The 23076-nt window shown below is 76.2% G+C and carries 19 protein-coding genes and 1 pseudogene; 12 read left to right on the top strand and 8 right to left on the bottom strand.

All coding sequences use genetic code 11. The features are described from left to right. Positions 1–227: 227 nt before the first annotated feature. Both ACZ56B_RS00375 and ACZ56B_RS00370 read left to right on the top strand, forming a co-directional pair. A complete protein-coding gene (locus tag ACZ56B_RS00375) occupies positions 228–998 on the top strand; it encodes a polysaccharide deacetylase family protein (RefSeq protein WP_468784726.1) in 771 nt (256 codons plus the stop codon). Positions 999–1081: 83 nt separating this feature from the next. Then, complete coding sequence (locus tag ACZ56B_RS00370) at positions 1082–1522, top strand: SRPBCC family protein (RefSeq protein WP_468784725.1); 441 nt, start codon at positions 1082–1084, stop codon at positions 1520–1522. Positions 1523–1621: 99 nt separating this feature from the next. Here ACZ56B_RS00370 and ACZ56B_RS00365 read toward each other — a convergent pair. Then, a pseudogene (locus ACZ56B_RS00365) lies at positions 1622–1977 on the bottom strand (XdhC family protein); the annotation flags it as partial. Between the two features lie 327 nt (positions 1978–2304). Here ACZ56B_RS00365 and ACZ56B_RS00360 point away from each other — a divergent pair. Then, on the top strand, positions 2305–4050 hold the full coding sequence (locus ACZ56B_RS00360) for a PucR family transcriptional regulator (protein ID WP_468784724.1): 1746 nt from the start codon (positions 2305–2307) through the stop codon (positions 4048–4050). Between the two features lie 246 nt (positions 4051–4296). Next, positions 4297–5064, top strand: a complete 768-nt coding sequence (locus ACZ56B_RS00355; protein ID WP_468785009.1) for a hypothetical protein — start codon at positions 4297–4299, stop codon at positions 5062–5064. 46 nt (positions 5065–5110) lie between these two features. Here ACZ56B_RS00355 and ACZ56B_RS00350 read toward each other — a convergent pair whose 3' ends face one another. Then, positions 5111–5929, bottom strand: coding sequence for a GntR family transcriptional regulator (locus ACZ56B_RS00350; protein ID WP_468784723.1), 819 nt, complete (start codon positions 5927–5929; stop codon positions 5111–5113). A 181-nt stretch (positions 5930–6110) separates the two neighbouring features. Between ACZ56B_RS00350 and ACZ56B_RS00345 the strand changes: the two genes are divergently transcribed. Next, entirely contained in the window at positions 6111–6956 is an 846-nt protein-coding gene (locus tag ACZ56B_RS00345; RefSeq protein WP_468784722.1) for a (2Fe-2S)-binding protein, read from the top strand. A gap of 257 nt (positions 6957–7213) precedes the next feature. Then, positions 7214–8263, top strand: a complete 1050-nt coding sequence (locus ACZ56B_RS00340; protein ID WP_468784721.1) for a DUF2637 domain-containing protein — start codon at positions 7214–7216, stop codon at positions 8261–8263. Between the two features lie 111 nt (positions 8264–8374). On the opposite strand, the gene ACZ56B_RS00335 is transcribed toward ACZ56B_RS00340, so the two are convergent. Continuing rightward, the gene (locus tag ACZ56B_RS00335) at positions 8375–9592 is read right to left on the bottom strand and encodes a PucR family transcriptional regulator (RefSeq protein ID WP_468784720.1); all 1218 of its coding nucleotides are present in this window, start codon (positions 9590–9592) and stop codon (positions 8375–8377) included. Between the two features lie 123 nt (positions 9593–9715). Between ACZ56B_RS00335 and ACZ56B_RS00330 the strand changes: the two genes are divergently transcribed. From ACZ56B_RS00330 to ACZ56B_RS00315, 4 genes are read left to right on the top strand one after another with little or no spacing between them, the layout of a single operon-like run. Beyond that, positions 9716–10294, top strand: coding sequence for an urease subunit gamma (locus tag ACZ56B_RS00330; protein ID WP_468784719.1), 579 nt, complete (start codon positions 9716–9718; stop codon positions 10292–10294). Continuing rightward, positions 10291–11979 (top strand): urease subunit alpha, encoded by a 1689-nt coding sequence (locus tag ACZ56B_RS00325; RefSeq protein ID WP_468784718.1) that lies wholly within the window; start codon positions 10291–10293, stop codon positions 11977–11979. Before ACZ56B_RS00330 ends, ACZ56B_RS00325 begins: the two co-directional genes overlap by 4 nt. Before the next feature lie 47 nt (positions 11980–12026). Beyond that, a complete protein-coding gene (locus ACZ56B_RS00320; protein WP_468784717.1) occupies positions 12027–13727 on the top strand; it encodes an amidohydrolase in 1701 nt (566 codons plus the stop codon). Beyond that, positions 13724–15055: an MFS transporter gene (locus tag ACZ56B_RS00315; protein ID WP_468784716.1), complete on the top strand. Its 1332-nt coding sequence runs from the start codon at positions 13724–13726 to the stop codon at positions 15053–15055. Before ACZ56B_RS00320 ends, ACZ56B_RS00315 begins: the two co-directional genes overlap by 4 nt. 324 nt (positions 15056–15379) lie before the next feature. Here ACZ56B_RS00315 and ACZ56B_RS00310 read toward each other — a convergent pair whose 3' ends face one another. Both ACZ56B_RS00310 and ACZ56B_RS00305 read right to left on the bottom strand, forming a co-directional pair. After that, positions 15380–15862 carry an ATP-binding protein gene (locus ACZ56B_RS00310; protein ID WP_468784715.1) on the bottom strand — a complete coding sequence of 161 codons (483 nt, stop codon included), beginning with the start codon at positions 15860–15862 and terminating at the stop codon, positions 15380–15382. A 206-nt stretch (positions 15863–16068) separates the two neighbouring features. Beyond that, a complete protein-coding gene (locus ACZ56B_RS00305; protein WP_468784714.1) occupies positions 16069–16686 on the bottom strand; it encodes a hypothetical protein in 618 nt (205 codons plus the stop codon). 247 nt (positions 16687–16933) lie between these two features. On the opposite strand from ACZ56B_RS00305, the gene ACZ56B_RS00300 reads away from it, so the two are divergent. After that, positions 16934–18562, top strand: a complete 1629-nt coding sequence (locus ACZ56B_RS00300) for a helix-turn-helix domain-containing protein (RefSeq protein WP_468784713.1) — start codon at positions 16934–16936, stop codon at positions 18560–18562. Between the two features lie 6 nt (positions 18563–18568). Here the strand turns inward: ACZ56B_RS00300 and ACZ56B_RS00295 are convergent, their stop codons facing one another. Both ACZ56B_RS00295 and ACZ56B_RS00290 read right to left on the bottom strand, forming a co-directional pair. Next, positions 18569–20311 (bottom strand): pyruvate dehydrogenase, encoded by a 1743-nt coding sequence (locus ACZ56B_RS00295; protein ID WP_468784712.1) that lies wholly within the window; start codon positions 20309–20311, stop codon positions 18569–18571. Positions 20312–20379: 68 nt separating this feature from the next. After that, positions 20380–21900: a protein phosphatase 2C domain-containing protein gene (locus ACZ56B_RS00290; RefSeq protein WP_468784711.1), complete on the bottom strand. Its 1521-nt coding sequence runs from the start codon at positions 21898–21900 to the stop codon at positions 20380–20382. 156 nt (positions 21901–22056) lie between these two features. On the opposite strand from ACZ56B_RS00290, the gene ACZ56B_RS00285 reads away from it, so the two are divergent. Continuing rightward, on the top strand, positions 22057–22539 hold the full coding sequence (locus ACZ56B_RS00285) for a DUF456 domain-containing protein (protein ID WP_468784710.1): 483 nt from the start codon (positions 22057–22059) through the stop codon (positions 22537–22539). A gap of 33 nt (positions 22540–22572) precedes the next feature. On the opposite strand, the gene ACZ56B_RS00280 is transcribed toward ACZ56B_RS00285, so the two are convergent. After that, positions 22573–23076 (bottom strand): methylated-DNA--[protein]-cysteine S-methyltransferase, encoded by a 504-nt coding sequence (locus ACZ56B_RS00280; RefSeq protein ID WP_468784709.1) that lies wholly within the window; start codon positions 23074–23076, stop codon positions 22573–22575.

Genomic DNA, 23076 nt, shown 5'->3' with positions numbered 1-23076 from the left:
ACTTGAAGCCAACTTACCCATAAACGCTGCTTTGCGAGGATTTGTCGGCATTCGCCTGAGTTCACTCGAAAGCGCAGGTCAGACCCGGTGAGCAAGCCGGTCGACCACCAGGGACGCAAGCGATCGGCGGCGCTTTTCGGACAGCCCGACGCACCTTCGCCCTCCCGTCCGGGGTCACGCGAGACGGACTATACAAAGCGTGTATACACGCTTTGTATAGTCCCCGCATGCCTTCTCCGACCAAGAAGACGAAAAGACCGGGGGCCGCGTTCCGGGCCGTGACGGGCCTCCTGGCGGCCGCGCTGGCGCTGAGCGGCTGCACACGGGTGGAGACCACCGCCCCCAGCGCCGCCCGGTCCACGGACGTCCGGGCCCGGTTCGGCGCCGTCGACTGCCGCGAGGTCAAGTGCATCGCCCTCACCTTCGACGCGGGACCGAGCGAGCACTCCGCGCGGCTGCTGGACGTCCTGGAGCGGGAGCGGATCCCGGCGACGTTCTTCCTGATGGGCGAGCGGCACATCGAGAAGTACCCCGCGCTCGTCCGGCGCATGGCCGACGAGGGCCACGAGGTGGCCAACCACACCTGGACCCACCGGATCCTGACGGAGCTGGGTCCCGAGGAGATACGCGAGGAGCTGGAGCGCCCCAACGAGGAGATAGAGCGCCTCACCGGCCGCCGCCCCACCCTGATGCGCCCGCCGCAGGGCCGCACGAACGACACCGTGCACGGGATCTGCCGCGAGCTGGGCCTCTCGGAGGTCCTGTGGAGCGTGACCGCGAAGGACTACACGACCACCGACTCCGGCCTCATCACCCGCCGCGTCCTCGCCCAGGCCTCCCGCGACGGCATCATCCTGCTCCACGACCTCTACGACGGGACGGTCCCCGCCGTGCCCGGCATCATCGACGCGCTGCGCGGGCGCGGGTACGTGTTCGTGACGGTCCCGCAGCTCCTCGCGCCCGGAAGGGCGGAACCGGGGAAGGTCTACCGCCCGTGAGGCGGCCGCCGGACGCGGCGGGCGACCCGGGCGGGTGAGCCGCGCGGGGGGCGGCGGGACGGGCCGGATCCTAGGATCCTCCCGTGGCCACTTTCCGGATCCAGCGCACGGCGCCCCTCCCGCCCGACGAGGCCTGGCGCCGGCTCACGGCGTGGCCGCGCCACGGCGAGGCGGTCCCGCTGACCCGGGTCGCCGTGACGACTCCCCCGCCCACCGGCGAGGGCACCGTGGTCGTCGCCCGCTCGGGCCTCGGTCCGCTCTCCTTCGACGACCCGATGGAGGTGACGGTGTGGCGGCCGCCGCTGGGCGACTCCCCGGGCCTGTGCCGCCTGGAGAAACGCGGCCGCGTCGTCACGGGCTGGGCGGAGATCGAGGTGCGGCCGGGGCCGGGCGGCCGGGCCCGGGTGGTGTGGCGGGAGGAGATCCGCGTCCGCGCCGTGTCCGTCCTGTTCGACGGCCTGGTGGGGCGGGCCGGCCGCCATGTCTTCGGCCGGGCGCTGAACCGGCTCCTGAGGCGGCCCTGAGGGAGTCCCGGGGGTCCCGGGACCTCTCCGGAGGGTGTCCCGGGACCCCCGGGCGGTCCCGGGGAGGCCCCGCGGCCGTCCCGGGCCGCCGCCCCGCGCTCACGCCACCGGCCGGGCCCGGTCCGCGGGCGCCGGGGCGCCGTCGTGGTGGACCGGCGTGCGCGCACCGGTGAGGGGCGCCCCGCTGCCGCCGTACCGGGCCGCGACGATCTGCGCCGCGATGGACAGGGCGTCTCCTGCGGTGTCCGGGCGCCCAGGCCGAGGCCGACGGGTGACCGGAGGCGGGCCGGTTCCCGGTCGGTCACGCCGGCCCCGCGCAGGCGCGCGGCGCGGTCCGGATGGGTGCGGCGGGACCCCGGCGCGCCGACGTGGGCCACCGGCAGGCGCAGGGCCCGCCGCAGCAGGGGCACGTCGAACTCCGCGTCGTGGGTCAGCACGCACAGGACCGGCCGTCCCGTGTGCGGCGGACCGGGCTCGTCGAGAAGGAGGTTCACGCGACGTGGCGCCACGTACACCGCCCCGTACTCCGGTGGGGTCAGTCACGGAAGCCCTGAAGGAGTTGGCTGGCCAGCGAGGTCATCTTGTAGATTCATATGAAAGGAGACCGTCCGCCGTCCCCCTCTCCTCCGGGGCTCCTCCGGGGGGCTCCCGGGACTCCCCGGAACCGGAGGACACGGCGCGGGAGCGGCCGGCACCGCTGACCGGCCGTCCGCCGGTCCCTCGCCGGAGGACTCCTCCACGCTTCACCCTGGACACCGAGACGAAGAACGGCGGCGACGAGAATGCGGCTGCGCGCACTGCTGGACACCGACGCGCTGGGCCTGAGGCTGCTCGGCGGCGGCGACGAGCTGGACCGCACGGTGCGCGGGGTGATGACCACCGACCTGAGGGACCCGAGCCGCTACCTCTCGGGCGGGGAACTGGTGCTCACGGGGCTGGCCTGGCGCCGGGACGCCGCGGACTCCGAGCCGTTCGTGCGGATCCTCGCCCAGGCCGGGGTGGCCGCCGTCGCGGCCGGCACGGCGGAGCTGGGCCACGTCCCGGACGACCTGGTCACGGCCTGTGCGCGGCACCGGCTGCCGTTGTTCGAGGTGCACGAGTCGGTCGCCTTCGCGACCGTCACCGAGCACGTGGTGCGCCAGGTGTCCGGCGAGCGCGCCGGGGACCTCGCGGCCGTGGTGGACCGGCACCGGCGGATGATGACCTCGGGCCCGGCGGGCGGCGGCCCGGACGTGGTGCTCGACCTGCTGGGCTCGGACCTGGACCTGCGGGCCTGGGTGCTGTCGCCCACGGGCCGGCTGATCGCCGGTCCGAAGGCGGCGGGCCCCCGGGCCGGGGAACCGGCGCTGTCCGCCGAGGTGTGCGCACGGCTCGCGGCGGCGCACCTGGCGGCCGCCCGCACCGGCCGGCGCGGACCGCACCGGGTGGTGGTGGGGCAGACGACGTACAGCCTCTTCCCGGTGCGCGCCGGCCTGCGCGCGCCGCAGGACCCGCCGGCCGGGCCGTCCGCGCGGGACCCGGAGGACGCGCGGGACCCCGAGGACGCGCGGGGCGCGCACGGGACGGCGCTGTCGGACTGGCTGCTGGCGGTCGAGGCGGACGCCGCGGACTGGACCGAGGAGCGGCTGGACCTGCTGCACGGGGTCACCCAGCTGATCGCGGTCGAGCGGGACCGCCGGGACGCGGCGCGCACGGTGCGGCGCCGGCTCGCGCAGGAGGTGCTGGACCTGGTGCAGACGGGCGCCGCGCCGGCCGAGGTCGCGGCCCGGCTGCGGGTGGCGGCCCCGGTGCTGCTGCCCGGGCTCGGGACCGCGCCGCACTGGCAGGTGGTCGTGGCCCGCGTCGACCGGGGCGGCGGGACGGACGGCGGTCCGGCGGCCCAGGCGCTGCTGGAGGAGATCCTGGTCGACCCGGCGGCGACCGGACCCGAGCACTCGGACCGCATCGCGGTCGCCCACACCGGGGACGAGGCGGTCGCGCTCGTCCCGCTGTCCGCGGTGACGGACGGGCACGACGGCTCCGGGTCCGGGACGGGGATCCTCGCCGACGCGCTCCTGCGGGCCGTACGGGACCCGCTCACGGCGGGACTGGAGGACGACGGCCGGGTCACGCTCGGGGTCAGCGCGGCCGTGCACTCGGCGGAGGGCCTGCGCGGGGCCCTGGAGGAGGCACGGCACGCGCGGCGCGTGGCCGCGGCCCGGCCGGGCCGGGTCTGCGCGGCCGGCCACCAGGAACTGGCCTCGCACGTCCTGCTGCTGCCCTTCGTCCCCGACGACGTGCGCCGGGCCTTCACCGCCCGCCTCCTGGACCCGCTGCGGGACTACGACCGCAAGCACCGCGCCGAGCTGATCCCGACGCTGGAGGCGTTCCTCGACTGCGACGGCTCCTGGACCCGGTGCGCCTCCCGGCTGCACCTGCACGTCAACACGCTGCGGTACCGGGTGGGCCGCATCGAGCAGCTGACGGGCCGCGACCTGTCGCGCCTGGAGGACAAGCTGGACTTCTTCCTGGCCCTGCGGATGAGCTGACACGCGCGCCCGCGCGCGACGCGCCGGGCGGCGCACGGGCCCCCTCGGACGGCTCAACACGGCGGTGTGCGCCGGGAGATGACGCGCGGGCGCCGTCGGCCGGCCCGGCGTGCGCGCCCGTCGCCCAAGACTTTGTGAAATCCTTCACCCGCCCTCTTGGCCCGGCCCCGCTGTTCGTGCTGAGATGCGGCCACCACTCAACAGCTCGACGGCGCGCTCGGGGAGGGCAACGTGGCGCACACCGCCATGTCCGGTGACGGAACGACCGCCGACGGCGACCCCCTCCAGACCGCGGTGTGGCGGCTGCGCTCCCGCGCCTGCTGGGCCGACGCCGCCGCCCTGCTCGCGCCCGACACCCCGGCCACCGCCCTGCAGCGGGCGTCGCTGCTGGTGGAGCGGTGCCTGTACACCGAGGCGGGGTGGGAGGAGGCCGAGGACGCGCTGCGCACGGCCGAGGCGCTGGCCCACACCGACGAGGAGCGGGGCGCCGCCGCCTGCGAACGCGGGTACGTGGCCTACGCCGCCACGCTGTTCCGGGTGCGCGACCGCTCCGACGAGGCACGGGCCGCGCTCGGCCGGGCGGCCGCGCTGATCCCGCCGGGGGCGGCGGGACGGGCGCTGCTGGACTTCCGGCGCGGGCTGATCGCCGAGAACCTCACCCGGTCCCCGCAGGCGGCGCGGGCCGCGTACCGGCGGGCGCACGCGGGCGCCGCCTCCCACGCCGATCCGCTGCTGCTGTCCGCCACCTGGCGTCACCTCGCCGGACTCGCCCTGCGGGAGGGGGAGTTGACGGAGGCCCGGCACGGCTTCGCCGAGTCCCTGCGGATCCGCGAGGAGCTGGGCTACCTCGTGGGCACGGCCCCGGCCCTGGTCTCGCTCGCCGACACGGAGACCGAGCCGGAGGCGTCCCGCCTGCGCGAGGAGGCGCGCCGCCTGTTCCGCCTCCTGGGCGGCGTCCCCACCTGGCTGTCCCACCGCCTGGCCCCGCCCGCCGCGGGAGCGGCGACGGCGTAACCCGCGCGGTCCCCGGCCGCGGCCCGGCCCCGCGGGAGCGCCCCGCTCAGGCGGCCCCGTCGAAGTGCTCCCCCAGCAGGGTCCGCACCCCGTCGAGGTCCTGCGCGATCAACGCGTCCAGCAGGGCCGTGTGCTCATGGGCGTCGGCCACCAGCTCCGCCCGGCCGCGGCCCCCGGGAACGGCACCGACCAGGGGCCACTGGGCACGGCGGTGGAGGTCCTCGGCGATCCGCACCAGCTGCTCGTTCCCGGCGAGGGCGAGCACCGCGCCGTGGAAGGCGCGGTCGGACTCGGCGTACGCGGCCCGGCAGCCGGAGGAGGCGGCGCGGACCGTGGCCTCGGCGAGGGGGCGCAGCCCGGCCCAGCGCTCGGCGGGCACCGTGCGGGCCAGCCGCAGCACCACGGGGACCTCGACCAGCGCCCGGACCTCGGCCAGCTCGGCCAGCTCCCGCGCGCCCCGCTCGACGACCCGGAACCCCCGGTTCGGCACCACCTCGACCGCGCCCTCGAGGGCGAGCTGCTGCATGGCCTCCCGGACCGGCGTCGCGGAGACGCCGAACCGCTCGGCGAGCACGGGCGCGGAGTGCACCTCGCCGGGCCGCAGGTCGCCCGTGACCAGCGCGGTGCGCAGGGCGGCGAGGACCTGCCCGCGCACGGACGACCGCCGGACGGCGGGCCGGGGGGACGCGGCGGCCGGTTCGCCGTGCGTGTGCTCGCCGCGCACGGTCCCGTCCCCGGCGCCCCGCGGCCGGTCGCGCTCCCGCTCCTCGGCCCGGGGCTGGGCGGGCACCCGCAGGCGGCCCGCGCCGGCCCGGCCGGTGTCCGCGCCGTCCGTCCCCGCGGAGCCCTGCGTGTCCTGCTTCACGGGGTCCTCCTGCGGACGTGTCGGTACTTGGGGTCATTACTGCGGGTTGGCGTTCACCCGTCAAGCACCTTAAGCGCACCGGCCGCCGGTTCCCATATCGACGATCTTCGGTAAGGTGAGCCTTACCTTTATTGGCCCGGCTCTCCGAGTCGCGGCCCCACTCGTCGTGAAGGGGGAAGGCATGCCTGTGCCCGGTTCGGCCGTCACGGACGCGTACGCCCGCCTGGCGGAGGTCTTCCCCGCCCTGGCCGTCACCGAGCTGGGCGCCGGCGAGGAACTCCCCCGCGGCGGCGGCTGGGTCGCCGCGTCCGCGCTCGCCGAGGACGGGGCCGCCCTGGAGGCGTTCCTGGCCCGGGACGACACCCAGGTGCTGCGGGACTACGGGCACCGGGCCCGTCCGGACGTGATCGCGAGCTTCGGCCTGCACCGCTACGCCTGGCCCGCCTGCCTGCTGATCACCGTGCCGTGGTTCCTGCACCGCCGCGTGCCCCGCTACCCCGTGACGCACGTCTCGTTCGACCGCACCGCCCCCGGCCTCGCCGTGGGCCGCATGGCCGTACGGCCGGACGGCTTCGCCTGCCTGCCCGGCGACCCCGCGGCCGCGCTGCCCGGCGCCCGGGTGGTGCCCGACGAGGAGGCGCTGCGGGCCGAGGTGCGGGCGGCGGTCGCCGACCACCTCGAACCCGTCCTGGCCGCCTTCGGCCCGCGCATGCGGCGGCGCGGCCGGGCCCTGTGGGGCATGGCGACCGACGAGATCGTCGAGAGCCTGTGGTACGTCGGCCAGTTGCTCGGCGAGGAGGAGCGGGCCCTGCGCGAACTGGAGCTGCTGCTGCCGGGCGCGACCAAGCCGTACGTCGGCGCGGCGGCCTTCCGCCGGCTGACCGGGCCCGGCGGGGAGCCGGTGCGCACCCGGGACCGGGTCAGCTGCTGCATGTTCTACACCGTGCGCCCCGAGGACATCTGCGCCACCTGCCCGCGCACCTGTGCGACGGAGCGCGCCGGCCAGCTGGTCGCCCAGGCGGGCTGACGCCGCGCCGGACCGGGGCGGCACCGCCTTCCCGCCCCTCCCCCGCGCGCCACGGAAACCCTTCGCGGAACCCTCCGCACGAGCAGTCTCATTCGAACTCAACTGCCACGCTTCACAAGGCAGTTCGAGCGAAAAGCCGCCCCGGGCGCAGCACCGCGCCTCCTTGGCGGCCTCTTGCCCCGAAACCCCCTGGGAGCCGGTGGGGTTGGTCCACCATGGCGGGCGTTACGCCCCATCCCAAGGCAAGGGACCCCTAGATGAGACTGACCGACATATCGCTGAATTGGCTGCTTCCGGGCGCCGTGCTGCTCCTGGGCATGCTGACGGCGGTGGCGGTGCTGGCGCGCGGCAGGCGCTCCTCGGTCAAGGACGCGAGCGCGGACGACTCCTGGGAGCGCAGCGAGGAACGCCGCAGGCGCAAGGAGGCCGTCTACGGCACCGTCTCCTACGTCCTGCTGTTCTGCTGCGCGGCGGTGGCCGCCGCGCTCTCCTTCCACGGGCTGGTCGGCTTCGGCGAACAGAACCTCGGCCTGTCCGGCGGCTGGCAGTACCTCGTCCCGTTCGGCCTGGACGGCGCGGCGATGTTCTGCTCGGTGCTCGCCGTGCGCGAGGCCAGCCACGGCGACGCCGCCCTCGGCTCTCGGACACTGGTGTGGACGTTCGCCTTCGCCGCGGCCTGGTTCAACTGGGTGCACGCTCCCCGGGGCGTCGGGCACGCGGGCGCCCCGCACTTCTTCGCGGGCATGTCCCTGTCCGCGGCCGTGCTGTTCGACCGCGCGCTGAAGCAGACCCGCCGGGCCGCCCTGCGCGAACAGGGCCTGGTGCCGCGTCCGCTGCCGCAGATCCGCATCGTCCGCTGGCTGCGCGCCCCCCGGGAGACCTACCGGGCCTGGTCGCTGATGCTGCTGGAGGGCGTGCGCAGCCTCGACGAGGCGGTCGAGGAGGTGCGCGAGGACCAGCGCCGCAAGGACCGGGAACGCCGGCGCAGGCGCGACCAGCAGCGGGTGGAACGGGCCCGGCTGAAGGCGATCAGCCGCGGGCACCGCGGCTTCGTGGGCCGGGGCGGCGGGCGCGAGCTGGAGACGCCGGCGGTGGAGCGCGGCTCCGACCTCGACGTGGTCGCCGCGGAGCCCGCCATACCGGCGGCGGAGGCCCTGCCCGTGCGCGCGCGTCCCTCCCTGCAGCCGGTGCGCGGCGGCTCTGACGCGGTGACCGTCGACCTCACCGCCGAGGACGACACCCAGGCGCTGCCGCGCCTGGACTCCCTGGAGCGCAAGCTCAAGGACCTGGAGCAGCAGTTCGGCTGACGGCACGGCGGACGGGCGGGCGGGAGGGGGTGCGGTCCGGGCGCGGGCGCTCCCCCGCCGGCGGCGCTCCCGGCGTCCGGACCCGCCGCCGCCCCGGTCCGCGGCGGGCGGTCACCCGCTCCGGACCCGCTCGCACTGCAGGGCGAACAGGACGGCGGCCGCCTCCGTGGGCCGGGTGGGGTGCAGGCCGGTCAGCTCGGTGAACCGGCTCAGGCGGTTGAGCACCGTGTTGCGGTGGCAGTACAGCTCGCGGGTGACCGCCGCGACCGACCCGGACGCGCAGTACGCGACCACGGTGTCCAGCAGGCGCCGCCGCTCGTGCGGCGACAGCCGCTCCAGTCCGGCGAGCACCGCGTCGGCCAGCATCCCCGCGACCGGCCCCAGCCGCGCCGCCGCCACGGGCATCCACGCGTCGACCAGGGTCACCGGGCCGGGTGCCGTCCCGCCGTCCATCGTCATGGCGATCGCCTCGGCCACCCGCACCGCGTCGGGGACGCGGGCCAGCCCGCGGGCGACCGGGCCGAGGGCGCACGCCACGCCGTCCAGCCAGGCGGGCGGGGGCGCGTCCGCCCCGTCCGGCAGCCTGGCCACGAGCACCAGCATGCCGTTGTGCTGCTGCAGGTGGGAGGAGTGGCCCGCCAGCCGTGCCGCGACGGCGTGGCGCAGCTCCCGCTGCGACTCCGGTGGCGCCACCGCCACGGCGAAGTCCGCCTGCGCGCCGACCTGCAGCAAGGTGGCCGCCTGCGCGACGAGGCGCTGGTCGCGGCCGTCCGAGGACAGCAGCCGGCCCATGAGCGCGGTCCGCTCCCGCTCCCGTTCGCGGGCCAGCACCGCGACCTGGTCCAGGTAGGCGGCGTGCACGTGCACGGTGTGGAACTCCACGGCCTCCCACACCCGCACCGCCCCGCGCGTCAGCTGCGGCAGGTCCGCCGCGGGGGTGCGCTCCAGGAACGCGGTCCACAGCACGCGGAAGTCCATGCGCACCGCCTGCAGCAGCGGCTCCAGCGGCACGCCCTGGCGGGCACGGCGGCGGCCCAGCCGCTCCGGGACCGCGCGCAGCTCCTCGGGCACCGGCAGACCGCCGATCAGGCGCAGCAGCAGCTCGAAGGAGGACCGGGCCGTGTCGCGCAGGTCCTCGGGCGGGACCACCGCCTCGTAGTCGTCGAACGCGGAGACCTCCGGGACGTAGCGCCCGACCAGGTCGTCCAGGTCGTCCAGGCAGTCGCGCACCAGCGTGCGCAGCTCGGGGGGAACGGGCGTGCCGCCGCCGGCGGCACCCCCGGCGGCGGGGGTGCGGGCGGGAACCTCGGTGTCCGGCGCATTGTGCATATGCACATCATCGGCGGGTCAGTACGGAGCGTTTCAGCATTGTTCGCGCTCCCCTCACCGGGCATCGTGCTGGGCACACCCCACTGCGCGGCCGACGGCCCGCACCGTCCCGAGGGGAGCCCCGTGCATCTGACCCCACGCGAGCAGGAACGACTGACGCTGTTCTCGGCCGCCGAACTCGCCCGGCGGCGGCTGGCCCGCGGCGCCCGGCTCGGCGCGACCGAGGCCGTCGCCCTGGTGTGCGACGAGGTCCTGGAGATGGCCTGGGACGGCGTGCCGCTGGAGACCGTGGTCGAGCGGGCCCGCCGGGTCGTGCCGCGCGACCGGCTGCTGCCGGGAGTCGCCGGGACCGTGCCCGTCGTCCAGGTGGAGGCGCTCTTCCCGCACGGTTCCACGCTGGTCCACGTCGCGGACCCGTTCGGGCCGGCCGGGCCGACCGACCCCGGCGCCGTGCTCGCCGCCGAGGGCGGGAGGGACCTGGCCCCCGGCCGCCCGCGCAGGGAACTGGAGATCACCAACCGGGGCGCCCGCGCGGTGTGGGTCTCCTCCCACTTCCCGCTCGAGGAGGTCAACGCCGCCCTGGAGTTCGACCGCGAGGCGGCCCGCGGCCACCGGCTGGACGTCCCGGCCGGGGCCTCGGAGCGGTTCGAGCCCGGCGTGACCCGCACCGTCACCGTGGTGGCGCGAGGAGGAGGGCGATGAGCCGCATGTCCCGGCAGGCGTACGCGTCCCTGTACGGCCCGTCCGCCGGCGACCGCGTCCGGCTGGCCGACACCGACCTGTGGGTGCGGGTGGACGCCGACGACACCGAGCCCGGCGAGGAGATGCTCGGCGGCTGCGGCAAGACCGCCCGCGACGGCCTGCTGGTGACCGGCCGCGCCCCGCGGGAGAGCGCGCTGGACCTGGTGATCCTCGGCGTGGTCGTCCTGGACCCGCTGATCGGCGTCCGCAAGACCGACATCGGCGTCAAGGAGGGCCGGATCGTCGGCGTCGGGCGGGCCGGCAACCCGGAGAACGACGGCGGCGTCGCACTCGTCGTCGACTCCCACACCGCGATGATCAACGGCCAGGGGCTCCTCGCCACGCCCGGGATCGTGGACTCCCACGTCCACCTCTCCAGCCCCGAGGTGGTGCCCGCGGCGCTCTCCGCCGGCGTCACCACCATGGTCGGCATGGGCATCGGGGGCGTCTGGGACGTCGGCGCCAATCCCGCCCACAACCTGCACAGCCTGATCGAGGGCTGGCGCGACGCCCCGGTCAACGTGGCGTTCCTCGCCCGGGGTTCCTCCTCCTCGCGGGAGCTGCTGGAGCGCGCGGCGCTCGCCGGCTCCGGCGGCTTCAAGATCCACGAGGACTGGGGGGCCACCCCCCGCATCGTCGACACCTGCCTGGACGTCGCGGAACAGGCGGACCTGCCGGTCGCCCTGCACACCGACACCCTCAACGAGTCCGGCTACCTGGCCGACACCCTCGCGGCCACCCGCGGACGCACCGTGCACGCCTACCACGTCGAGGGCGGCGGCGGTCATCCCGACCTGCTGGAGATCGTCTCCCAGCCGCACGTGCTGACCTCCTCCACCACCCCGACGCTGCCGCTGACCCCGGCCACCGTCGCCGAGCTGCTGCCCATGACGATGACGGTGCACGGCGGCCACCACGGGCTGGAGAGCGACGTGTCGATCGCGGCGAGCCGGGTGCGCGAGCACGCCATCGCCGCCGAGAACGCCCTGCACGACCTCGGCGCGATCAGCATCGTCAACTCCGACTCCATGGGCATGGGCCGCATCGCCGAGACCGCGCGCCGCACCTGGCAGCTCGCCCACGTCCAGGCCCACCTGGCCGGGCAGACCGGTCCGGACGTCGTCAACAACGAACGGGTGCTGCGCTACCTCGCCAAGATCACGCTGAATCCCGCGATCGCCCACGGCATGGCCGCGGACGTCGGCTCCCTGCGGGCCGGCCGCATCGCCGACATCGTGCTCTGGCGTCCCGCCACCTTCGGCGCGCAGCCGGAGCTGGTGCTCAAGTCCGGCTTCGTCGCCTGGGGGGCGTCGGGCTCGGGCTCCGGCTCCACCCGGCTGACCCAGCCGCGGGTGATGCGGCCCTACTTCGGCGGCCTGGGCGGTGCCCCGCGCCGGTTGTCCACGGTGTTCGTCTCCCGGGCCTGCCTGGACGACCGCGCCGCCGCCGGCGCCCTCCCCCGGGGGGTGCGCTACACGGCCCTGCGCGACAGCCGCGGCCTGACCCGCGGCGACATGGTCGCCAACACCGCCGTGCCGTCCGTGCGGGTGCCCACCACACCGGACGCGGTGCTCGTCGACGGCCGCCCGGTGGACGTCCACCACGCCGCGGACCTGCCGCTGACCCGTCTGCAGAACCTGGCCTGAACCGGCCCCGGCCAACCGGGCCCGGACCCCCATCGGAAAGCCGTTCCATGCTCGATCTGAAACTGCGCAACGCCCGCATCCGCACCGTGGACGACCACCACCCCCACGCCCGCACCCTCGGTGTCCTGGCGGGACGGATCGTCGGCCTCGACTCGGCGGTCGAGGACCTGCCCGCGCGCACCGTGCTCGACTGCGGCGGCGCGGTCGTCGTCCCCGGGTTCGGCGACGCCCACAACCACATGGCCTGGTTCGGCCAGTCCCTGGGCGAGCTCGACCTGAGCACGGCGACCACGCTGCCCCAGGTCTACGACGCCGTCGCCCGCCACGCGGCCGGCCTGCCCGCCGACGCCTGGATCGTGGGATCCGGCTACGACGACACGGTCATGGGCGGACACCCGCACCGCACGGAGCTGGACCGGGCCGCGGGCGGGCGGCCGGTGTGGCTCAAGCACCGTTCCGGGCACATGTGCGTGGCCGGCAGCGAGGTGCTGCGGCGGGCCGGCGTGCTCGACGGCACGGCGGACGCCCCCGAGGGCGGGGTCGTGGTGCGCGACGGCGACGGCGCTCCGACCGGTCTGCTCCAGGAGCGGGCCCAGGCCCTGGTCACCGACCTGGTGATGCCCTATCCGGTGGCCGACCTGGCCGCCGCCCTGGGCCGCGCGAGCGAGGTCTACGCGGCGGAGGGGCTGACCCACGTGGTGGAGGCGGGGATCGGGCTCGGCCTCATCGGCCGCAGTCCCGTCGAGGCCGCCGCGTACCAGCTGGCCCGCGAACGCGGGACGCTGCGCACCCGGGTGGAGCTGATGGTGGCCGCCGACAACCTGCACGCCCTGCGCGCCCACGCGGACGACGGCATCACCACCGGGATCGACCTGGGTCTGCGCTCCGGCTTCGGCGACGACCGGCTGCGCCTGGGGCCGATGAAGATCTGGCTGGACGGGTCGCTGATCGGCCGCACGGCCGCGGTCTCCGAGCCGCTGTGCGGACACGACCACGCCGGCGGCGTCTACCAGGGCAGCCCGCGGGAGATGCGCCGGCTGGTCGTCGACGCCCACCGGGCCGGCTGGCGGGTGGCCGCGCACGCCATCGGCGACAGCGCCGTCGACCTCGCCCTCGACGCCTTCGCCGAGGCCCTGCGCGTCCTGCCCCGCCCGGACGTGCGGCACCGCATCGAGCACTCCGGGGTGGTCCGCCCCGACCAGCTGGACCGCTACGCGGAGCTGGGCGTGGTCCCGGTGCCGCAGGCGCGCTTCCTGTACGAGGTGGGCGACAGCATGTCCGAGGGGCTCGGCCCGGAACGCACCCGGTGGATGTACCGGCACCGTTCCTTCCTCGACCGGGGGATCCGGGTGCCGGGCAGCTCCGACCGGCCGGTCGCCCCGGGCGCGCCGCTCCTCGGCATGCAGTCCATGGTCGAGCGCCTCAGCCGGGCGGGCACGGTGCTCGCGCCGGACGAGCGGGTGAGCGCCGAGCAGGCCCTGCGGGCCTACACCATCGACGCGGCCTGGGCCAGCCACGACGAGCACCGTCGCGGCAGCCTCACCCCCGGCAAATACGCCGACTTTGTCATACTTTCCGATGACCCTGTCGCCGTCGACAGTGATCGGATGGGCGCCATCGACGTCCTGGCCACCTTCGTGGCCGGTGAGTGCGTCCACGGCGCCGACGCTCTCGGGGACACCGCGGCAGCGAGCGGTCCCCTCCCCCTGGCCGAAACCCCCCGGCCGCACGCAAGGAGTCACGCATGAGCACAGTCGATCAGGTCGCCCCAGGGGCTCCGCCGGACACGTCGACCGGGACGAAGGCCGAGCACGCCGGACGGGTCGCCTTCGCGTCCTTCGTCGGCACGGCACTGGAGTGGTACGACTACTTCCTCTTCGGGACCGCGTCCGCCATCGTCTTCAACCGGCTGTACTTCACCACGCTCAACCCCACGGCGGCCACGCTGGCGGCCTTCGCGACGTTCGGCGTCGGATTCGCCGCCCGGCCGATCGGCGCCCTCGTCTTCGGGTGGCTGGGCGACCGCGTGGGCCGGAAGCCGGCCCTGCTGATCACCGTGGTGATGATCGGCGTGGCCACCGGTCTGATCGGTCTGCTGCCGGGCTACGCCGCCATCGGCATCGCCGCGCCGCTGCTGCTGGTGCTCCTGCGCCTGGTCCAGGGCATCGCCGTCGGCGGGGAGTGGGGCGGCGCCATCACCCTGGCCGTGGAGCACGCGCCGCCGTCGAAGCGCGGCTGGTACGCCGCGCTCCCGCAGGTCGGCTCCCCCGTGGGCACCCTGCTCTCCTCCGGCGCCTTCGCCCTGGTGCTCCTGCTGCCGTCCGAGTCCTTCGACTCCTGGGGCTGGCGCCTGCCGTTCCTGATGGCCTTCCCGCTGATGGGCATCGCCGTCTACATCCGCCGCAAGGTGGAGGAGTCGCCGCTCTTCGACGAGATGCTGGAGCAGAACGAGCAGGCCAAGGTGCCGGTGCTCGACATCTTCCGCCAGGCCTGGGGCCGGCTGCTGGTCGCCATGGCCTCGGCGACCCTGGGGGTCGGCGGGTTCTACATGCTGACCACGTTCATGATCAGCTACGGGGCCGACACCCTGGGGATGCCGCGCTCCCTCATGGTCAACGGCACGCTGGTGGCGGCGGTCGTCCAGATCGCGGTGATCATCGTCGTGGGACGCCTGGCCGACCGCCTCGGCCCCGGCCGGGTCACGCTGTGGGGCGGCCTGCTCAGCGCCGCCTTCGCCTTCCCGCTCTTCTGGCTGGTCGAGACCGAGAACCCGGTCGTGGTCGTGCTGGCCATGGCGACCGGCATCGGCGTGCTCTCCGTCGCCTACGCCGTCTCCGGGGCGCTGCTCGCCGAGCTGTTCCCGGCCCGGCTGCGCTACACCGGCGTGGCGCTGTCCTACAACCTCGCCGGCGCGCTCACCGGCTTCCTCCCCTTCCTCGCGACCGCGCTGCTCGCGGCCGGCGGGGGCGCCTCGTGGCCGGCCGCCCTGCTGCTGGTGGCCCTGTCCCTGGTCACCGCCCTCGGCGGGCTCCTGGGCGGGCGGATGCGCGTGGAGGACAAGTCCCTCACCGCCTGACCCCCGGCCGACCCGCACGGGTGCCGGGACCCCTCACCGCCGCCCTCGCGCGCTCCGGCGCGGGCGGCGGTGAGCCGTTTCCGGGCCTGGCCGCACCGGCGCCACCGTGCGGCCACCGTCCCGGCCGCCGCCCTGCCGCGCCCGCGGGTTGCGGGCGCGGACTGCGGGGACGGCCGGGCACGGTTCCGGCGGCGCCGGCCGGTCCGGTCGACGCGGTGGCCGGTGCTGCGGTCACGCCGGCGGAGACGGCCGCCGGGGACCGGCCGCGCGGGCCGGACCCCGCGGAGCCGGGGCCGCCGTCAGGCGGTCCGCGGGACGACGCTTCTAGGCGGCGTCCGCGCCGAGCGCGAACCAGACCGCCTTGCCCACCCCGTGCGCCCTGATCCCCCACGCGTCGGCGAGGGACTCGACGAGCGCCAGGCCCCGGCCGTTCGTGCCGTCGGCGGCCGGTACGCGGGGCCGGGGCTCGCAGGCCACGAAGTCCCGCACCTCCACCCGCAGTCCCCGGGGCCCGACGGTGGCCGTCAGGACCGCCTCCCGGTCGGTGTGGACCAGCGCGTTGGTGACGAGCTCACTGGTGAGCAGTTCCGCGATCTCGCACTGCTCCGGTCTCCCCCACGGCCCGAGCAGTTCGCGCAGCGCCCTGCGGGACTCGGGCACCGCCCGCAGGTCCGCCCGCCCCAGCCGGCGCCTGAGGTGAGCCGTCGGCGCCTGCGCCGCCGCGCCGCCGGCCGTCGCCGCGTCCGCGGTCTTCGCCGGGAAGACCCCGACCGTGGCGGAACCGCTTCCCCGTACCTGCCTCTCCATGCTCCCCCGCCCGCGTGCCGATGTCGGTCCCCCTGCTGCTCGAACACGTTCACGGGAATGCTTGCCCCGCCATCCGCGCGGCAGTCGTGCGGGGCCGTCACCGGCCGGTTGTTGGCCGAAGTGCAACGGCCAACCATCGCGGGGGGGGTCGTCCTCCCCACCCCCGTGGCGGGAGGACGACCCCGCTCCCCGCGGTGGTCGCGCGGTCAGTACAGCTTGTCGACGGCCCGCTTCGTCGTCTCCTTGAAGGCGGTCACCGGGGCGTCGTCGAAGCCGCCCATCTGCCCCCAGCCCACGACGGTGACCGTCCTGCCGTCCCGTCCCACGGACAGCAGGTGGACGTCCGTCGCGCCCCAGGACGTGGTGGTGTGCAGGCCGTGCACCTGCGCGCCCTCCTCGACCGGCAGCGAGCCGTAGAACCGGCCCTCCGCCTCGGTCTGCGGGGAGGACCGCTCGATCCGGTCCGCGCAGGAGCGGATCTCCTCGTTCAGCCGGGCGGCCAGCGCCTTGCCCCGGGCGGCGGAACCGGTGACGGCGGTGACCTGCACGGCGCCGGTGTCCAGCTCGGTGCGGAAGACCCGGTGCCGGTAGTCGTGGGCCGGCACGCCCTCGCCCAGGCAGTGGGCGAGTTCCACCGGGAAGCCGTCGGTGACCGGGCCCGCGGTCCAGTCGGACCACGGGTGCGGCGGCAGCTCGGACGCCGCGAGGAACCTGGGCCCGGCCTTCTCGGGCGCGGCCGCGGCCGGTGCGGTCAGGGCCGTGCCGGCCGCGAGGGCGGCGGCGGTGAGTGCGGCCAGGGTGGCGGCTCGGGTGCGCATGGGCATGGGTGTCCCCCAGGAGGAGTGCGTGGTGGAATGCGGAACGGTGCGCCGGGAGGCGGCCGGCACGGTCCGTCCGGCGGCCGTCGGGCGGTACCCGGAGCATCGGCCGTCCCGGGAGGCGGACGCAAGGGCCGTCGCCGGATGCGCGGGCGTGGAACCGTCCCAGCCCCTTTGACGTGCAGGTACATGAGGTGCCTGGGATGCCCGGGACGGCCGCGGGACGCGGTTTCCCGGGCCGGAGGAGTACGGAGTGACGGTGGCGGCACAGGACGACGTGGCGCGGTTCGCGGCGCTGCTGCGGGAGCTGAAGGGGCGGACGGACCGCAGTTACGGCTCGTTGGCCCGCCGTCTGGGCATGAACACCTCCACGCTGCACCGCTACTGCGCCGGCGGGGCGGTCCCGGTCGACTTCGCCCCCGTGGAGCGCTTCGCCGCCCTGTGCGGCGCGTCGGGCGAGGAACGCCTGGAGCTCCACCGTCGCTGGCTCCGTGCGGTGGCGGCACGGCGGCGGCCGCGTCCGGCGGCGCCGGCCACCGGTGCGGAGCCGGGCCCGGACGGACGGGACACCCCGGCGCGGGAACGGACGAGGGGCGGAACACCCGGACCGGCGGACAGGACGGACGGTCCGGACGGGACGGACCGAGTGACGGCCGGACACGCCGCCGCCGGGGAACCGTCCGCCGGGGAGCCGCTCGCCGGGGACGAGGGCTCCGGCGGTCCCCGGGACGGCCGTGGGGCCGCCGCCGGCGACGGGACGGCCAGCGGGCCGGGCCGCACGGACGGGGTGGCCGCCGCGCCGGAGGCCCCCGGCGGGCCGGAGGGCGTGTCGGACGGGGCCGACGGGGCCGGGGAATCCGGGCGTGCGGGCGGCCCGGTGGCCGGGGAGGCCGTCGTGAGCGGGCCCCCGGCCGACGGTGCGCGCGGCCGGTCCCGGTACCGCCGCCGCAGGCGCGTCGCCGTCACGCTGGCCGCCGCCTGCGCGCTGCTCGCCATCGCGGGAAGCCTCTCCGCCCTGTCCGGCGGGGGCCGGCCCTCGTCCGCCGATCGGCCTTCCGCCGCCGGGGGGCCCTCCGCCGCACCGGGCCCCTCCGGGGCGGCGGATCCCGCGCCGCCCCGGGCCCGTGCCTCCTCGCCCGCCCCGCCCGGCCCCACGGCGCCGGACGGGAGCCCCGCCCCCACCGGCACGCCGCGCGGGCCCTCCGGCCCGGCGGCCGCCCCGGCGACCGGCCCGGCCGCCCCGGCGGACTCCGCCCCCGCCGGGCCTCCCCTGACCTGGACGGCCGACTCCCAGGTGTGGGAGCACGGCTGCGGCCACGACTACGTCGTCGCCAAGCCCCCGCGGCAGGTCCCCCCGCCGCCCGCCCCGCAGGACGCCGGGACCTGGGCGGCGACGCAGTCGGCCGTGCACGGGGGCGAGACGATCGTCGAACTGTCGGTGCAGGGCACGTCCGAGACGGCCGTCGTCCTCACGGCGCTGCGCGTCCGCGTGGTCGGCCGCACCGCGCCCGCCCCGGGGAACGCGTACGCCATGGACCAGGGCTGCGGCGGCGCGCTCACCCCGCGGCACTTCGCCGTGGACCTGGACAAGGACCGGCCCCTCGCCCGCGCGGTCGACGGGAACGACGCCGGCACGCCGGTCCCGGCGGTGCGCCTGCCCTACCGGGTGTCGGCGACCGATCCGGAGGTGCTGCGGGTCACCGCCCGGACCGGGACCTGCGACTGCCGCTGGTACCTGGAGCTGGACTGGTCCTCCCGGGGCCGTGCCGGCACCGTCCGCGTCGACGACCACGGCCGCCCGTTCCGCACCAGCGGCATCGTGGGCCTGCCCCGCTACGCGTACGACACCTCCGCACGCCGCTGGGCGCCCCGCACGGACTGAACCCCGCTACGGGCGCGGGATGTTGCGCAGGTTGGACCGGGCCATCTGCACCATCCGGCCGACCCCTCCGTCCAGGACGATCTTGGAGGCGGACAGGGCGAAGCCGGTCACCATCTCCTTGCTGATCTTCGGCGGGATGGACAGCGCGTTGGGGTCGGTGACGATGTCGACGAGGGCCGGCCCCTTGTGCCTGAACGCGTCCTTCAGGGCGCCGGCGAGTTCCTTCGGCTTCTCCACGCGCACCCCGTGGGCGCCGCAGGCGCGGGCGACGGCGGCGAAGTCGGGGTTCCTCATGGCGGTGCCGTGCGAGGGCAGTCCGGCGACCAGCATCTCCAACTCGACCATGCTCAGGGAGGAGTTGTTGAACAGCACCACCTTCACCGGCAGGTCGTACTGGACCAGGGTGAGGAAGTCCCCCATCAGCATGGAGAACCCGCCGTCGCCGGACATCGCCACGACCTGCCGGCCGCGGTCGGTGAACTGCGCCCCGATCGCCATGGGCAGCGCGTTCGCCATCGAGCCGTGGGTGAACGAACCGATGATCCGGCGGCGGCCGTTGGGCGAGACGTAGCGGGCGGCCCAGACGTTGCACATCCCGGTGTCGACGGTGAACACCGCGTCGTCGGCGGCGACCTCGTCCAGGACGGCGGCGGCGTACTCGGGGTGGATCGGCACGTGCTTGTCCACCTTCCGGGTGTACGCCTTCACCACCCCCTCCAGCGCGTCCGCGTGCTTCTTCAGCATCCGGTCGAGGAACTTCCGGTCGTGCTTGGCCCGGACCCGCGGCGTCAGGCAGCGCAGCGTCTCCTTCACGTCGCCCCACACCGCCAGGTCCAGCTTCGTGCGCCGGCCCAGGTGCTCGGGCCGCACGTCGACCTGGACGGTCCTCACGTCGTCGGGGAGGAAGGCGTTGTACGGGAAGTCGGTGCCGAGCAGGATCAGCAGGTCGCACTCGTGGGTGGCCTCGTAGGCGGCGCCGTAGCCGAGCAGCCCGCTCATGCCGACGTCGTACGGGTTGTCGTACTGGATCCACTCCTTGCCGCGCAGCGCGTGCCCGACCGGGGACTTGACCTTCTGGGCGAACTCCATGACCTCGGCGTGCGCGCCGCGCGTGCCGGCGCCGCAGAACAGGGTGACCTTCTCGGCCTCGTCGATCATCTCGACGAGGCGGTCGATCTCGGCGTCGCCGGGGCGGACCGTGGGCCGGGAGGTGACCAGGGCGGTCTCCACGGTCTGCTCCGGGACGGGCTCGTCGGCGATGTCGCCGGGGAGGGCGACGACGCTGACGCCGGAGCGGCCGACCGCGTGCTGGATGGCGGTGTCCAGCAGCCGGGGCATCTGCCGCGGGCTGGAGATCAGCTCGCAGTAGTGGCTGCACTCCTGGAACAGCCGCTCGGGGTGGGTCTCCTGGAAGTAGCCGAGGCCGATCTCGCCGGAGGGGATGTGCGAGGCGAGGGCGAGGACCGGGGCCATGGAGCGGTGGGCGTCGTAGAGCCCGTTGATGAGGTGGAGGTGGCCGGGCCCGCAGGAGCCGGCGCAGGCGCCCAGCCGGCCCGTGACCTGGGCCTCGGCGCCGGCGGCGAAGGCGGCGGTCTCCTCGTGCCGGACGTGGATCCAGTCGATGCCGGAGTGGCGGCGCACGGCGTCGACGACGGGGTTGAGGCTGTCGCCGACGACGCCGTAGAGGCGCTTGACCCCGGCGCGGGCGAGGGTGTCGACGAACTGTTCCGCGAGATTCTGTTTGGCCATGGCTCCCGGGTGCCCCTTCGGACGTCCTTGAAGGTCCCTCCGAGCCCATGAACGCACACCCGCCGCGTTCACGCCTCCCAGACGGCGGCGGCCGTCCGGTCGTCCGCGTACCCCTTGACCCGTACCCGGGTGTCGGCGAGGAACGCGGTGAGGCCGGGCGGCTCCGGGCGGGACCAGCGGTCGGCCAGGTGGGCGCGGAACTCCCGCTCGCCGTGGAACGGGGCGGCGAAACCGGCCGCGCACATCAGGAGGACGTCACCCGGGCGGGCCACGGAGGTGCGGAAGCGGAAGGGCTCGCGGGGCGGCCGCGCGGGGGCGCCCGCCCGCTCGTGGAGCCGGGGGGACGGCTCGTAGGGGCTCGGGGGCGCGGGGAGGCCCGGTTCCACGGCGGGGCGGTCGCCCCCGGTGGTCCCGGCGGGCGGCGAGCCGAAACCGACGACGGGCTCCCCCTTGACCGCGCTCACCTGCGGTTCGATGTCCTGCCACGCACCGTCCCGCAGCCGGAACAGTCCGCCGGGGCCGACCCCGAAGAAGACGCGGGTGCGGCATTCGGGGTCGGCGGGCAGCAGGAGGCAGCGCAGGGTGGCCCCGTGGGCGGCGGGCTCCGGCCCCTGCTCGGCCGCGTCCGCGCGGAGCCCGCCGAGACTGCGGTCGGTGAGGCGGTGCAGGCCGGACTTGAGGTCGCCGCGCCGGGCGGCCCTGATGTCCTCGACCAGGCGGGCGTGGTGGAGGCCCACCGCCCGGCCGATCCGCCGGCAGGCCGCCTCCGCGGCGCGGGGCGCCCCGGAGGCGGTCCGGCCACCGGTCGCGACCACCACCAGGACCAGGGCCTGCTCCCCCGTCCCGAACCGCGCCGTCAGCAGGGCGTCGCGGCGCGGTTCCCCCCGGTACCGCGCAAAGTCCCCGCGCACGGAGGCGGCCCGCAGGGTGCAGGCGCCGTAGCGGGCGCCGTCCAGCACGGTGTCCGGGACCAGGTCGTCCAGTGCGTCGGGGTCGGCGGCCGGGAGGGCGGTGGGCTCGGCCTCGTAGGCGGGCGGCCGGGCTCCGACGTGGGCGCGGGAGGGGAGCCGGTCCGGGGGCGGTTCGGGGCGCGGGACACGGGGGCCCGCGGCGGGGGCGTGCGGCGGGGTGTCCTGCGCCGCAGGGGGACCGGCCGCGGGGCCCCGCTCCTCCCCCGGTGCGGGGCCGGCGCCCGGCAGGCCGGCGCCCGTCGTGGGGGCCGCGGGTCCTTCCGGGGCGGCGGGCGGGGGTCCCCACGGGGCGCCCTGCGGGGGCGCTCCCGGCCCGCCCGGGGGGTGCGCCGCCGTCGTCCCGCCGGGGGACGGCCGGGGGGACGGCGGCCCCGGGGCGAAGGGCGCGTCCGCCGGGGGCATGCCCGGCGGGGGCGGACCCGGTAACGGCGGGTCCGGCGGGAGCGCGTCCGCCGGGGGCGGGTCCCCGTGCAGCGTTCCGGACGCCGAGGCGAAGCGGTCGTCCAGGGAATCGGGCGCGGTCGCGGGGCCCGTGTCGTCGACGGTGGCGTCGCCGTACAACTCCTCCCACCAGTCGTCCCCGTGGCGACCGGTGGGCCTTCCCCCCTGCTGGCTCATGCCTCCGATTCTCCACCGCCGCGGCCGGATGGGAACGGGGCAACCGGAAAATCCGTCCCCGGCGCGGCGCGGCGCGGGACGGACCGCCCCGCGCCGTACCGGACGGGCCGCCCGGTCCGTCCTGCGCCGTACCCGGGCCTCCCGCACCCTGGACAGATGGGAGCGTGGGACCTCCTGCTGGTCGGGCTGGTGCTCCTGCTCGGCCTGTGCGGAGTGCTGCTGCCCGGGGTGCCCGGATCCTGGCTGGTGTGGGCCGCGGTGCTGTGGTGGGCGCTGAAGGACCCGCGGCCCGTCGCGTGGTGGGTGCTCGTGGGGGCGACCGCCGTGCTGCTCCTCTCCGGGGCGGTGCGCCGGGTGCTGCCGCCCCGCCGGCTGCGGGCGGGGGGCGCCGACGGCCGGTTGCTGGCGTACGCGGGCTGGGGCTCGTTCCTCGGCTTCGTCCTGCTGCCCGTGATCGGTGCGGTCCCGGGTTTCCTCGCCGGGATCCACCTCGCCGAGCGGTTCCGTCCGGACCGCCGCGGCGAGGCGGCCCGGACGCTGCGCGCGGTGATGCGCTCGGGGGGCTGGAACGTGCTGGCCGAGCTGTTCGCCTGCCAGCTGGTCGCGGCGGCGTGGCTGGGCGCGGTGCTCTGGGGCTGACCGCGCCCCACGCCTCCGGGGCGCCGGCCGCGCTCACGGCCGCAGCACGCCCTCGTGCGTGAGCAGCCGCACCTTCCGCTCCAGCCCGCCCGCGTATCCGGTCAGCGATCCGTCGGAGCCGATCACCCGGTGGCAGGGGCGGACGACGAGCAGGGGGTTCGCGCCGATCGCCCCGCCGACGGCCCGCACGGCGGCCCGGGGCGCGCCGATCCGTGCGGCGATCTCGCCGTAGGACACCGTCGCCCCGTAGGGGACGTCGTCGAGCGCGGCCCAGACCCTCTCCCGGAAGGGGGTGCCCGCGGTGCGCACGGCCAGCCGGAACTCCTTCAGCTCACCGGCGAAGTACGCGGCGAGCTGCTCCTCGGCCGCGCGGAACGGCCCGGGGTCGTGCCGCCAGTCGTCCCGCACGGTGCGCCCGCCCTTCTGCCCGGGCACGGAGAGCGAGGTCAGCTCGCCGGTCGGGGCGGCGGTGAGCAGGAGCGGCCCGAGGGGGCTGTCCGTGCTCGTCCAGTACACGGTGGTCGTCGTCGTGCTCAT

Source organism: Streptomyces sp. NPDC034670 (assembly GCF_055574875.1).
This window is presented reverse-complemented; position numbering and strand designations above follow the sequence as displayed.